1 protein-coding gene is annotated in these 240 nt (G+C 69.2%); it reads left to right on the top strand.

The features are described from left to right. A partial coding sequence (locus EZI54_RS24255; RefSeq protein WP_131484370.1) for a phosphopantetheine-binding protein occupies positions 1-240 on the top strand: 240 nt, incomplete at both ends.

The following is a 240-nucleotide window of genomic DNA, read 5'->3' as shown; positions in this document are numbered from 1 at the left end:
TTCGTGGCGCTGGAGCAGTTACCGCTGACGCCGAACGGCAAGCTGGACCGCCAGGCCTTGCCGGCGCCGGAAGACGACGCCTATGTGCGGGCCGTCTACGAGGCACCGCGGGACGCGGTGGAAGAGACGCTGGCCGGGATCTGGCAGGAGCTGCTGGGCGTGGAGCGGGTGAGCCGGCACGACAACTTCTTTGCCCTGGGCGGTCACTCGCTGTTGGCGGTGCGGCTGATCGAGCGGATG

Source organism: Marinobacter halodurans (assembly GCF_004327985.1).
Lineage (GTDB): Bacteria > Pseudomonadota > Gammaproteobacteria > Pseudomonadales > Oleiphilaceae > Marinobacter_A > Marinobacter_A halodurans.
Note: the sequence above shows the minus strand (reverse complement) of the source record. Positions and strands in the feature narration are given on the sequence as shown.